The sequence below is a fragment of the Pseudomonas sp. KBS0710 genome (assembly GCF_005938045.2).
Classification (GTDB): Bacteria; Pseudomonadota; Gammaproteobacteria; order Pseudomonadales; family Pseudomonadaceae; genus Aquipseudomonas.
In genome coordinates, this window is the sequence record NZ_VCCF02000001.1 from 5,986,083 (window position 1) to 5,998,009 (window position 11,927).

The 11,927-nt window shown below is 57.4% G+C and carries 14 protein-coding genes and 1 pseudogene; 6 read left to right on the top strand and 9 right to left on the bottom strand.

The genetic code is table 11. From position 1 onward, the window contains the following. Positions 1-111: 111 nt before the first annotated feature. Entirely contained in the window at positions 112-783 is a 672-nt protein-coding gene (locus FFI16_RS27230) for a peptidoglycan DD-metalloendopeptidase family protein (protein ID WP_138813268.1), read from the top strand. 4 nt (positions 784-787) lie between these two features. Here FFI16_RS27230 and FFI16_RS27235 read toward each other — a convergent pair whose 3' ends face one another. The 3 genes from FFI16_RS27235 to phoB form a co-directional block, all read right to left on the bottom strand. Then, complete coding sequence (locus tag FFI16_RS27235) at positions 788-2,128, bottom strand: hemolysin family protein (RefSeq protein ID WP_138813269.1); 1,341 nt, start codon at positions 2,126-2,128, stop codon at positions 788-790. A 269-nt stretch (positions 2,129-2,397) separates the two neighbouring features. Then, positions 2,398-3,684, bottom strand: coding sequence for a phosphate regulon sensor histidine kinase PhoR (phoR, locus tag FFI16_RS27240; protein WP_218178145.1), 1,287 nt, complete (start codon positions 3,682-3,684; stop codon positions 2,398-2,400). Between the two features lie 81 nt (positions 3,685-3,765). Then, the gene (gene phoB / locus FFI16_RS27245) at positions 3,766-4,455 is read right to left on the bottom strand and encodes a phosphate regulon transcriptional regulator PhoB (protein WP_003195617.1); all 690 of its coding nucleotides are present in this window, start codon (positions 4,453-4,455) and stop codon (positions 3,766-3,768) included. Positions 4,456-4,609: 154 nt separating this feature from the next. Here phoB and FFI16_RS27250 point away from each other — a divergent pair, with 154 nt between their 5' ends. Next, positions 4,610-4,987 carry a hypothetical protein gene (locus FFI16_RS27250; RefSeq protein ID WP_138813270.1) on the top strand — a complete coding sequence of 126 codons (378 nt, stop codon included), beginning with the start codon at positions 4,610-4,612 and terminating at the stop codon, positions 4,985-4,987. A gap of 120 nt (positions 4,988-5,107) precedes the next feature. On the opposite strand, the gene ubiA is transcribed toward FFI16_RS27250, so the two are convergent. Together ubiA and FFI16_RS27265 are read right to left on the bottom strand one after the other, a co-directional pair. Then, positions 5,108-5,998, bottom strand: a complete 891-nt coding sequence (ubiA, locus tag FFI16_RS27260; RefSeq protein WP_138813272.1) for a 4-hydroxybenzoate octaprenyltransferase — start codon at positions 5,996-5,998, stop codon at positions 5,108-5,110. Continuing rightward, positions 5,998-6,561, bottom strand: a complete 564-nt coding sequence (locus FFI16_RS27265; RefSeq protein WP_138813273.1) for a chorismate lyase — start codon at positions 6,559-6,561, stop codon at positions 5,998-6,000. The genes ubiA and FFI16_RS27265 overlap by 1 nt, the downstream gene beginning before the upstream one ends. A 195-nt stretch (positions 6,562-6,756) precedes the next feature. Here FFI16_RS27265 and FFI16_RS27270 point away from each other — a divergent pair, with 195 nt between their 5' ends. The 4 genes from FFI16_RS27270 (at position 6,757) to FFI16_RS27285 (ending at position 9,872) form a co-directional block, all read left to right on the top strand. Continuing rightward, on the top strand, positions 6,757-6,924 hold the full coding sequence (locus tag FFI16_RS27270) for a rubredoxin (protein WP_003213373.1): 168 nt from the start codon (positions 6,757-6,759) through the stop codon (positions 6,922-6,924). 36 nt (positions 6,925-6,960) lie between these two features. Continuing rightward, positions 6,961-8,109 (top strand): NAD(P)/FAD-dependent oxidoreductase, encoded by a 1,149-nt coding sequence (locus FFI16_RS27275; RefSeq protein ID WP_138813274.1) that lies wholly within the window; start codon positions 6,961-6,963, stop codon positions 8,107-8,109. Positions 8,110-8,300: 191 nt separating this feature from the next. Next, complete coding sequence (locus FFI16_RS27280; protein WP_003213368.1) at positions 8,301-8,576, top strand: HU family DNA-binding protein; 276 nt, start codon at positions 8,301-8,303, stop codon at positions 8,574-8,576. Between the two features lie 714 nt (positions 8,577-9,290). Beyond that, complete coding sequence (locus FFI16_RS27285; protein WP_138813275.1) at positions 9,291-9,872, top strand: type III secretion effector protein; 582 nt, start codon at positions 9,291-9,293, stop codon at positions 9,870-9,872. 93 nt (positions 9,873-9,965) lie between these two features. Here the strand turns inward: FFI16_RS27285 and FFI16_RS27290 are convergent, their stop codons facing one another. From FFI16_RS27290 to FFI16_RS27300, 4 genes and pseudogenes are all read right to left on the bottom strand, one after another. Continuing rightward, positions 9,966-10,289 carry a 3-hydroxydecyl-ACP dehydratase gene (locus FFI16_RS27290; RefSeq protein ID WP_256666291.1) on the bottom strand — a complete coding sequence of 108 codons (324 nt, stop codon included), beginning with the start codon at positions 10,287-10,289 and terminating at the stop codon, positions 9,966-9,968. A 244-nt stretch (positions 10,290-10,533) separates the two neighbouring features. Next, positions 10,534-10,821, bottom strand: a complete 288-nt coding sequence (locus FFI16_RS30575) for an SMI1/KNR4 family protein (RefSeq protein WP_256666307.1) — start codon at positions 10,819-10,821, stop codon at positions 10,534-10,536. 6 nt (positions 10,822-10,827) lie between these two features. Further along, positions 10,828-11,195 (bottom strand): annotated as a pseudogene (locus FFI16_RS27295) (RHS domain-containing protein); the annotation flags it as partial. A gap of 104 nt (positions 11,196-11,299) precedes the next feature. Continuing rightward, positions 11,300-11,923 (bottom strand): hypothetical protein, encoded by a 624-nt coding sequence (locus FFI16_RS27300; protein ID WP_138813277.1) that lies wholly within the window; start codon positions 11,921-11,923, stop codon positions 11,300-11,302. Positions 11,924-11,927 lie beyond the last annotated feature (4 nt).

Here is an 11,927-nt window from a genome sequence, read left to right on the forward strand (position 1 = left end):
ACACACCGTTATCGCGGGCAAGCCCGCTCCCACAGTTGATCTTCTGTGCTTCACGCAGTGTTGTCATCAACCCTTGCTAGCCTGCCGTTCAGTCATCCCGGCAGGTACGCCATGTTCATTCGCCTAGTCCTGTTCTGTGGGCTGGTCTCGGTTTGCACGTCGACCCTGGCCATGACCCTCTACAAATCCACCGATGCCAATGGCGTGGTGTCTTTCAGCGACCGGCAAACGCCGGGCGCCCAGGCGTTCGTGATGCTGGAGCGTAAGGTTGAGCGGGTTGAACGGCCAGTGCTGGATATCCCACGATCGAGTTACCCACAACAGGCCTATCGCTATCCTTTGCCCTGGCGTGGTGGGCCGTTTCGCTTGACCCAAGGCCCAAACGGCAGCTTCAGCCACACCGATGCCAGGAGCCGCTACGCCATGGACATCGCCATGCCGGAAGGCACGCCGATCATTGCGGCACGCAGCGGTGTGGTGGTGAAGACTGAAAACCAGCAGGCGGGACGCGGCGGTGACGCCTCAGGAAATTTCGTGCGCATACGTCACGATGACGGCACCGAGGGCGTGTATCTGCACCTCAAGCAAGGTTCGGTCAGCGTCAGGGCAGGGCAGCGTGTAGTAGTGGGAAGCCCGCTGGCGTTGTCGGGCAATACCGGCAACAGCAGCGGGCCGCACCTGCACTTTGTGGTGCAGAAGGTTTCCGAGGCCGGGCTGGTTTCGATTCCGTATGAGTTCAACCAGCCGGTCGGTAGATTGCCCAACTTTGCGTTGGGCAATTAAGGCGTCAATCGAGCAACAACACCTTGGCCAGCACGATCTTCGGCCCTTTCATCTTCTTGATGATGATGCGCAAGCCTTCAACTTCCAGCACTTCTTCCTCTTCCGGCACGCGTTTGAGCGTGTCGTAGATCAAGCCCGCCAGGGTTTCGGCTTCGATGTGGTCCAGGTCCACGCCCAGCAGGCGCTCGACCTTGAACAGCGGCGTATCGCCACGCACCAGCAGCTTGCCTGGCTGGTAGGCGAGGATGCCGCGCTCGGCCTTGCGGTGTTCGTCCTGAATATCGCCGACCAGCACTTCCAGCACGTCTTCCATGGTCAGGTAGCCGATGACTTTGCCGTCGGCTTCTTCCACCAGGGCAAAGTGCGCGCCGCCTTTGCGGAACTGCTCCAGCAGCTGCGACAGCGGCATGTGCCGCGATACGCGCTCCAGCGGGCGGGTCAGCTCGGCCAGGTTGAACGACTCGGGAATGTGTTCCAGGGCGGCCAGTTCCAGCAGCAGGTCCTTGATGTGCAGCAGGCCGACAAACTCGTTGCGGTCGGCGTCATACACCGGGTAGCGGCTGAATTTGTGGCGGCGGAACAGGGCGAGGATTTCCTTGAGCGGGGCGTTGAAGTCCAGGGTTACCAGGTCTTCGCGGGAGTTGGCCCAGTCCACCACTTCCAACTCGCCCATTTCCACGGCCGAAGCCAGTACGCGCATGCCTTGGTCGCTTGGGTCCTGGCCACGGCTGGAGTGCAGGATCAGCTTGAGTTCTTCGCGGCTGTAATGGTGCTCATGGTGCGGGCCAGGCTCGCCTTGGCCGGCGATACGCAAGATGGCGTTGGCGCTGGCGTTGAGCAGGTAGATCGCCGGGTACATGGCCCAGTAGAACAGGTACAGCGGCACCGCCGTCCACAGCGACAGCAGCTCGGGTTTGCGAATTGCCCAGGACTTGGGGGCCAATTCACCGACCACGATGTGCAGGTAGGAAATCACGAAGAAGGCGGCAAAGAACGACACGCCCTTGATCACTTCAGGCGACTGCACGCCGATGGCGCCCAGCAATGGCTCGAGGATGTGCGCAAAGGCCGGTTCACCGACCCAGCCCAGGCCCAGGGAGGCGAGGGTAATACCCAGCTGGCAGGCCGACAGGTAGGCGTCGAGCTGGCTGTGGACGGTGCGCAGGATCTGCCCGCGCCAGCCGTTCTTGTGGGCGATGGCCTCGACCCGGGTGGCGCGCAGTTTGACCATGGCAAATTCCGCCGCAACGAAGAAACCGTTGAGCAGTACCAGGATCAGTGCAAAAAGAATCATGCCGAAATCGGCGAAGAGTGTAGCGAGGGTGATACCAGGGGAAGGGTCCATGATGGGGTTTTGCAGGTTCCGTGTGTTCAATAAGGGGTGACAGACAGGCCTGAAAGGCAGGCGCAAGTCGGCCAATGTAGCGGCTGACGGGGCGCTTGCCTAGTGCCCGCTGCCGGGCGGGGCGTGGAAAGCCTTCTGTCAAACCACACAAATCCAATGTGGGAGCTGGCTTGCCTGCGATAGCGGACTGTCAGTTGACGTATTTTCAGCTGACCCACCGCTATCGCAGGCAAGCCAGCTCCCACACTTAGTCCAGCGTCGTTTTCAGGTTATTCATCTGTACCGATCACCCGCGAGCGGGTCACCTGCGCCGGCGGAAAGTGGCATGTAAAAGTACTGCCATGGCCCAACACGCTGCTGATCTCCAACCGTGCGCGGTGGCGCAACAGCACGTGTTTGACGATCGCCAGGCCCAGCCCGGTGCCGCCGGTGTTGGAGTTGCGGCTTGAGTCGACGCGGTAGAAGCGTTCGGTCAGGCGCGGCAGGTGCTTGGCGTCGATACCGATGCCGGAGTCCTGCACGCTCAAGTGTGCGCCGTGCTCGTCGCTCCACCAGCGGATGCGGATATTGCCCTTGTCCTGGGTGTACTTCACGGCGTTGAACACCAGGTTGGAAAACGCGCTGCGCAACTCACCTTCGCTGCCTTTGAGCAACACCTGCGGGTCGGCTTCCAGTGTGATCTGTTGCCCGCGCTCGCCGGAAAGCGCCTGGGCGTCATTCTTGATGGTCTGCAGCAGGCTTTGCACCGCCACCGGATGGTTGTCCGATGGGTAATCAGTGGCTTCCAGCTTGGCCAGCAACAGCAGGTCATTGAGCAGGGTTTGCATGCGTGAGCCCTGCTGCTGCATCTGCTGCAGGGCACGGCTCCAGCGCGGGTTGATCTCGTCGACGTTGTCCAGCAGCGTCTCCAGATAGCCGCAGATCACCGTCAATGGCGTGCGCAGCTCGTGGGAGACGTTGGCGACGAAGTCTTTGCGCATCTGTTCCAACTGGTGAATGCGGGTCACGTCGCGTACCAGCATCAGGTGCTCGTTGTTGCCATAGCGCGTCAGGTACAGCTGGATGCGCACACGGTCATTGGTGGGCGAGGGGATTTCCAGCGCTTCTTCGTAGTTGTCCTGTTCGAAGTACTCCTTGAAGCGCGGGTGGCGCACCAGGTTGGTCACCGGCTGGCCGCTGTCCTGGGGCGTCTTGAGGCCCAGCAGGGTCTCGGCGGCGCGGTTCCACCACTCCAGGTTGCCGTCGCTGTCGAGCATGATCACCGCGTCTTTGAGCGCGGCGGTGGACTCCTGCACCCGGTCGATCACCGCTTGCAGGCGCCCGCGAACCCGTTGGTCGCGGCGTTGCAGGTGGTAGATGCTGTCGAACACCTCGCCCCACAGGCCGTAGCCGTCGGGTGGTGCTTCGTCGGGTTTGTGCTGGCGCAGCCATTCATGCAGGCGCAGCAATTGTTTGAGGGTCCAGCCCAGGTACAGGCCGATACCAACGGCCAGGCTCCAACCGTAATAACCGCTGATCAAACCCACTACCAAGCAGCCGGTGATCAACAGAAGCATGTGGCGAATCAGGGTGCCATGCCAGTTCTGGTTCACTTAAACATGCGTCCTTGTCAGCTGTTAAGGAAAGGAAGGGCCGGCTCAGCCTTTGGTGGAAAAGCGATAGCCGGTGCCGCGCACGGTTTGTACCAGATTCTCGTAGGCATCGCCCAAGGCTTTGCGCAGGCGGCGGATATGCACGTCAACCGTGCGCTCTTCCACATACACGTTGCCACCCCACACCTGGTCGAGCAATTGGCCACGGGTGTAGGCGCGCTCCTGGTGGGTCATGAAAAATTGCAGCAGGCGGTATTCGGTCGGTCCCATCTCGGCCGGCTTGCCGTCGATAGTCACGCGGTGGCTGATCGGATCCAGGATAAGCCCGTCGACTTCGATCGGCGCTTCGCCATCAGTCGGGCCGGCACGGCGCAGTACGGCCTTCAGGCGCGCGACCAGCTCACGTGGGGAAAACGGCTTGGTGATGTAGTCATCAGCGCCGACTTCCAGGCCCTGGATCTTGTTGTCCTCTTCACCCTTGGCGGTGAGCATGATGATCGGGATATCCCCGGTCAATTCGTCACGCTTGAGGCGGCGGGCCAGTTCGATGCCGGAGGTGCCGGGCAACATCCAGTCCAGCAGGATCAGGTCCGGCTTACGGTCGACGATAATGGCATGGGCCTGCTGGGAGTTCTCCGCCTCCAGGCAGTCATAGCCGGCCATTTCCAACGCAACGGCGATCATCTCGCGAATGGGCGCTTCGTCGTCAACGATCAGAATGCTCCTGCCAACCATGCTCAAAATCCTCTTGTCATTTAACTGTCTTGCGCCGCATTAGATAACGGAATTATTGCAGTCGTGTGACAGTAATTTAGTCGATCGGGCAATTCGCGGCACTCTGGACTACCCTTTGGGTCCGAATCCTGACAACCACAAAAGGAAGGTTCCGATGACTCAAAGTACTTTTTCCTGGAAAGCCCTGTTGGTAACGGCGGCGTTGACCCTGCCGACACTGGCGTTTGCGGCGGAGCCGGCGATGACCAAGGACGGCGTGTTGGTGGATCACAAAGGGCTGACCCTTTACACCTTCGACAAGGACGCCGACGGCAAGTCAGTGTGCAAAGACCAGTGCGCCACCAACTGGCCGCCGCTGAAGGCTGAGTCTACTGACAAGTCGATGGGCAAATGGACGGTGATCACCCGCGACGATCAGACCAGCCAGTGGGCCTATAACGGCAAGCCGGTCTATACCTACAAGGATGACCACAAGGCTGGTGACAAAACCGGTGATGGTAAGGGTGGGGCATGGCACGTCATCAAACCTTGACTACTCGGCGCCACTGAGACCTTCGCGAGCAAGCCCGCTCCCACATTTTGATTTGTGAATACAGTTCAAATGTGGGAGCGGGCTTGCTCGCGAAATCGTCCGAACAGCCACCGCAAAATCTCAGCGAAAAGCGTAATCCGCCACAATCCCCACAAAAATCGCCAACCCCGCCCAGTGGTTGTGCAAAAACGCCTTGAAGCATTTCATCCGGTCCTTGTCGCGGGTGTACCAGAACTCCCAGGCAAAACAGCCCGCCGCCGCCAGCAACCCCAGGTGGAACCAGCCACCCAGCTCAAACCGTTGCCCCGCCAATAGCAGGCACACCAGCGATAAACCTTGCAGGGTCAGAATGATCACGCGGTCCGCATCGCCAAACAGAATGGCGGTGGATTTCACCCCGATTTTCAAGTCGTCATCGCGGTCGGTCATCGCGTAATAGGTGTCATAGCCCACTGTCCACAGCAGGTTGGCGATGTACAGCAGCCACGCCGTGGCCGGCAAATGCCCGGTCTCGGCAGTGAACGCCATCGGCATCCCCCATGAAAACGCCGCGCCCAGCACCACCTGCGGGTAATAGGTGTAGCGCTTCATGAACGGATAGCTCGCCGCCAGTGCCAGTCCGCCCAGGGACAGCAGGATAGTGGTCGCGTTGGTCAGCAGCACCAGCAGAAAACTGATGCCCATCAGCACCGCAAAAAATACCAGTGCCTCTTTGGAGCTGATCTTGCCGCTTACCAGCGGTCGTTGTTCGGTGCGTTTCACATGGCCGTCGACCTTGCGGTCAGCCCAGTCATTGATCACGCAACCGCCAGCGCGAGTCAGCACCACACCGAGCACGAAAATCACGATATTGAGCAACGACGGCGAGCCTTTGCCCGCAATCCACAGCGCCCACAGCGTCGGCCACAACAGCAGGTAAATGCCGATGGGTTTGTCCATGCGAGTCAACTGAATGAAATCCCACGCCCTGGGGTTCAGGCGGTTCAAGGACTTGAGCAGACGTTGATACATCAGCAGTTCTCCGGATGGTCATGCAGCGCATGCCAGAAGCTGGGCAGGAAAATTTCCGCGACCAGCACGCTCAACGGCCCGCGATCAAAGCGCGAGCGGCGCGCCCACAGGCCATCGGCCTGGTCGGCGCTCGGCAGCCATTGCCGTGGGTAATGGCACACCTCGATCGCCTGGCGGGCGAAGGCTCGGTCGCAGAACAGCAATTCGCCCAGCGAACGGCTGCCCAGCTCATCCATGTGCAAGCCGTCGCCTTGCAGGGCACTGCGCGCCGCCACGCTGCGGGCGAACACCCACGGCAGGCCATGTCCACGCAAATACACCTCGCGCACCCAGCCGACAGTGGCCGGGGCCATGCCCAGCGCCGCACATTCATCCTCGCGCAGTGGCTGCCAGCCTTCGAACAGCGGCGTCACGCTGAAGCCGTCGTTGGACAGCCACGTAAGCCGGCGCGTCAGCGAGCCTTCGTCGAACAGCCAGTTGAGGGTCAAAGGCCCGGGCATTGGGCTCAGAAGGCTCTGGGTCAGCCATTGGCAAGCATCGGGATGGGCGATTGAGTGCGGCACGGTGAGTCAATATTGGCAGCAAAAGAGGCGGCGAGCTTACCATGGCGTCCTGAGCTTTTGCCGGGCTGAACCGGCCGTTTGCGCCGAACATGCTTGCATCTGTCGGCCCCGATCAGTACAAAACGCCCTGAGCCGCACGGCAACGTTGGTCTATCGACCGTCGGCCAAGACGCCTGGACCCTGAGGAAGCAAGTAATGAAGAAGTGGCAATGTGTAGTCTGCGGCCTGATCTATGACGAAAAAGACGGCTGGCCGGATGACGGTATCGCACCGGGCACCCTGTGGCAGGACGTCCCGGAAGACTGGCTGTGCCCGGACTGCGGCGTGGGCAAAATGGATTTCGAAATGATCGAAATCGGCTAATCATCGGTTTAAGAAACGTACTACGAGGAGAAAGGAATGAACGCACCTGTCGTGATCATCGGCACAGGATTGGCCGGTTACAACGTGGCTCGGGAGTTTCGCAAGCTCGACAGCGAGACCCCGTTGCTGCTGATCACCGCGGATGACGGGCGCTCCTACTCCAAGCCCATGCTCTCCACCGGCTTTGGCAAGAACAAGGAAGCTGATGGCCTGAGCATGGCTGAACCGGGCGCCATGGCCGAGCAGCTCAAGGCCGAAGTGCGCACCCACACGCGCATCAGCGGCATCGACCCGGGCCACAAACGCCTGTGGATCGGCGAGGAAGCGGTGGCCTACCGCGACCTGATCCTGGCCTGGGGCGCAGAAACCGTGCGTGTGCCGGTAGAAGGCGATGCGGCGGAACTTATTTTCCCCATCAACGATCTTGAAGATTACGCACGCTTTCGTGCAGCGGCTGCCGGCAAACGCCGTGTGCTGCTGCTGGGCGCCGGCCTGATTGGCTGCGAGTTTGCCAACGACCTGATTCTTGGCGGCTACGAAATTGATCTGGTCGCACCCTGCGAGCAAGTCATGCCGACCCTGCTGCACCCGGCGGCGGCCGCAGCGGTTAAGGCCGGCCTGGAAGGCCTCGGCGCGCGTTTCCACCTGGGCCCGGTGCTCAACCGCCTGCAGCGCACGGCGGATGGCCTGGAAGCGCACCTGTCCGATGGTGAAGTGATCCACTGCGACCTGGTGGTCTCGGCCATCGGCCTGCGCCCGCGCGTAGACCTCGCCGCCGCTGCCGGCCTGCAGATAAACCGTGGAATCATGGTGGACCGCCACCTCAAGACCTCCCACGCCAACATCTACGCCCTGGGCGACTGCGCCGAGGTCGATGGCCTCAACCTGCTCTACGTGATGCCATTGATGAGCTGCGCCCGCGCCCTGGCCCAAACCTTGGCCGGTAACGCCACGGCCGTCAGCTATGGGCCGATGCCGATCACCGTGAAAACCCCGATCTGCCCGCTGGTGGTATCGCCGCCGCCACGCGGCGCCGAAGGCGTGTGGAGCGTCGAAGGGCAGGGCGCCGACATCAAGGCCTTGTGCCGCGACGCCAGCGGCCGCCTGCTGGGTTACGCGCTGACCGGCAGCGCCGTCATGGAAAAACTCGCCCTTAACAAAGAACTTCCGCCATTGCTGGCGTAAATACCGGTCGTTCTGTCGGAATCAGCACCTTCTTACCCCCAGAAAGGTCGCCGCGAGACTGGCGGAGCGTGCGAGGGCATGCCATCCTCACTCCCGTCTGCCGCAGAGTAGAGCCTGCGGCGCCTTGGGCGCTGCTCCACCAGAGAGCAGCACGGACATAACAACAAAAAACCGTCAAAGAGGCTTCACTTATGCGTAAACCAGAACTCGCAGCCGCTATTGCAGAAAAAGCAGACCTGACCAAAGAACAGGCCAACCGCGTTCTCAACGCCGTTCTCGAAGAAATCACCGGCGCCCTGCACCGCAAAGACAGCGTCACCCTGGTGGGCTTCGGCACCTTCCTGCAACGCCACCGCGGCGCCCGCACCGGCAAAAACCCGCAAACCGGCGAGCCAGTGAAAATCAAGGCGAGCAACACCGTTGCATTCAAGCCGGGCAAGTCGCTCAAAGACAGCGTCAACCCGTAAGAGCAGGACCGTCTGAAGGGAGGCGGGTGGGTAAGAAAATGGGCACGCCGACTGGGTTGGGTGCCCATTTTTATTGGGCCTCGTTAAAGCGGGTGATGGCACATGCACTTCAATGGCTGTAAAGACGGGGGTGGAAAGCGACGGGCCGTCTCGTTGCTTTGTGTTTTTGTAACTTTCCATATATTCAGATTAAGCGCAATAGTGACGCGTGCGGAGGTAGGCAGCTATTTGAATTGGAACGGTTTTGCTTTATGCAACCACGTATAGGCCGGGGTTGCAGGGAGCCCTCTATGAGTTGATAACTTAACTAGAGACACGAAAATGAAACTATTGAATCAGCCCTATGTTCCCCTCCTTTCGCCCCAGACTAACGTCGGTGTGGAAAACCCCAAACTTCCGGTACCTCCTGGACTACTCGATCAATCCACTCAGCACACTAAACCGAACGCGCAAATATTAGATCCAAATGCTTACCCTGAGGGTACCGCTGAGGAGCATAGTAATAGAACGATCCGACGTATCAGGTTTCGAACCAAGCCACCCAGACAGCCAAGTACGGTAAGGCCATCATCGCCATCGCCATCGCCATCGCCATCGGGATCGAGATCGCCATCCAAGTCTGGAGCGCCGCCTGGCCAATCCCGCACCGCATCGTCGGCGAGTCGGCCAAGCAGTGTCGCAAATGCTGGCACTGACGCCAGGACTGCCAGCGCTTTGCGATTCCCTCCCATCGCGTCCACACTGGCCTCTCGTGCGCGAGACTCATTCGTTGAGGCGGGTATAAGTACGCTGATCAACCTTCCATTCAGCGTGGCCGAGCATGTAGCGTCGAAAGCCATTGCGGATGGAATTTACGCGCAATCTAAAATGCCCGGCGCAGAGAAAAGGAACGTAGACGGAACAAAAAGTACTGTAGATCCGTCCGCGACAGACCAGCAAAAAATAGCGGCACGCCTGGAAGGCGCTGAAATAAAAACAGAGCTATTGGTCAACATTATTCTGTCCATCAACGAAGGGGGAGACGCTAACGCAGTAGGTAAAGACCCCGCGGCGTCAACCGACATCAATAAGCGATTGACCGCCCTCGAGAAGAGGATGGATGCAGTAGAGGCTCAAATGGAAGACATCGGTAAACGTTATGGACTTATCTACTCTCCCTATCAAAAGCCTGAGTCTTTGGAAGGCGCTACAGATAAATCTCGTATAACGTCTATTGAACAACGCTACAAGCATATGAATTTGATGACTAAGAATTTGATATCCGCTAAGCAGAACCAGATAGATTTAGAAGATTAAGGTGTGATTTAAGAGGGGGCGGATTTGCTTAGTGTGCGAATACTAATAAATCTGTTCCCGTGTTTTCTCCATTTGTTCTCGACATGAACGGGTCTACCAGTTTAATGGCTCGCCATCTTCATCATTTATAGAAATACGAATACAGGAACTGATCCATTCAAAAAGTACAGACATCTCATGTTCGATGCTTTTCGGATATGCGCTGATTTCCAGGAAAATACGCTTTTGTTCTAAAAAAATACGCACGTCGTAGCTCCAATCACTTGCGCTTCTGGGCTCAATGCCTGCCAACCGAAACTCTCGGCCTTCAAAAAGCTCGGAAAAAGTCTCAAGGCGGGTGATGTTCTGCGTTATCTCGTCGAAATGAGCCGCGTACCAATTGTTGTCCTCAAAGGACAGAATGAATTCTGCTGACATCATCATTACCTTCTAACTGCCGTGAGGTCGGCCCGATACCGTAGAGTAGTCTGGCGGATTTTACATTCCGATGTGCGCTTGCGCAGAGTGGGTACTGACGGCTGTTTTTCCGTCGTTAGCTAATTCCGTGGTGTTGGAGTTTCCTTGTCTTCCTACCGATTTGTGGCTGTAGTTGGCGATGTTGCGCGGCGGGTTGCTGGTCGAGTTTGCCGATCAGGTTGTCGGCTTGATATTTTCTGGTTTTTTACGGGCAAGATTTTGTCAGCAGTGCTTCTAGCGAGTCATACAACAGTTCGGTTTCACCCTCTTCGTGTAAGTAGATATAAATTTCGCCCGTTGTGTTGATCAGGATGGGGTTTCCAGATCCATCGTCTGCAATCACCACCGCACCTACTAACTCTTCTGGAATTTTGTCAGCGTAGACACACCAGAATTTCTCCGTCATCTCGGTAACGGTAGCTTTACCGATCGATGCCCCGTTTTGGAATGCATGAATGTCGATGCCACCGAATGCTCCACCAAAAAGCTTGATGAACTCCACATCCGGATCATAAAACCTGAACGTATTGAAATGCAGCCCCTCTCCCGGTCCAGGTACTGCCCCTGAAACCTGAGGTTCTGCTCCTCAATCTAATAAGGCTCGCGCACCTCTTCCAGCGTGTTGCCCCACACCCGATAAGTCGCCTGCCAGAGCATATGGCCATCAGCCTCGGTCAACTGCTCCGGCAACCCATTCAGGTCGTTGTGGTAGTAACGAATCTTCTGCAACGGCCCGGCACCGTCCATGCGAGCCAGAGGCTGATAGCCTTCATCCTCATAAACGTACAGGCTTGTCTGACTGTGTTTATGCTCATGCAACAAACGCAGGCCATCCCATATGAACCGAGTCTCGACCAACGGATAACCGGCAGGATTCAGATTTACATGAAACCGTTATATTTCCGGCAATGACTGATTGCACAAATCAGTACTTCGTGTGCCACACCATCCCGCGCTTTTTGGGTGCTCAGTCAATTTTCGGGATAAATGACTATTTTGTTATTGTCCGTAAGCACCTCAAGTATAGTTAGGTCAGTTATCGTATGCAGTATTTCGTAAACTCTTACGGTGAGGGTTTCTCGCCATATATTTTCAATGACTGACGCGATTTTTTCGTCTTTGTACTCATACAACGTTTCGAGGAATTCACCGGTATTGTGCAAGCTGAAGTGGGCTGTCGCACGGTCAAGTTCGAACATAGTGATGGCCGCCGAGTCAAGATTAGCCTCCATGCCGTCTTCAAAGTCACTGCCGAAGGTTAACGTTATGATGCTGTTTGGCTTGTTCAGAAAAAATCTTCTATAAACAATCCACTGGTTTTTAATTTTTACATGTTTTACGTATTGAACTTCACCTATTATTTTTTTATGTTCATCAAAAAAATAGCATTGTCTGTCTTTAGCCGGTTCGCAGTCCTTTTTAAGCAGACGGCCAGGCTTGCACCCCTGCAGTTCGCAAGTATAAGGAGCGGGATTGTATGAGGGCATGATTCCCATGCCCCACTGTTTTGTTTTGTGGGCATGCTCTACTGTAGATATGAGCTCAGAGTATTTATCTTTATATTCACTCAGTAGTGAGTGCAAAAAATCTTTCATGAGA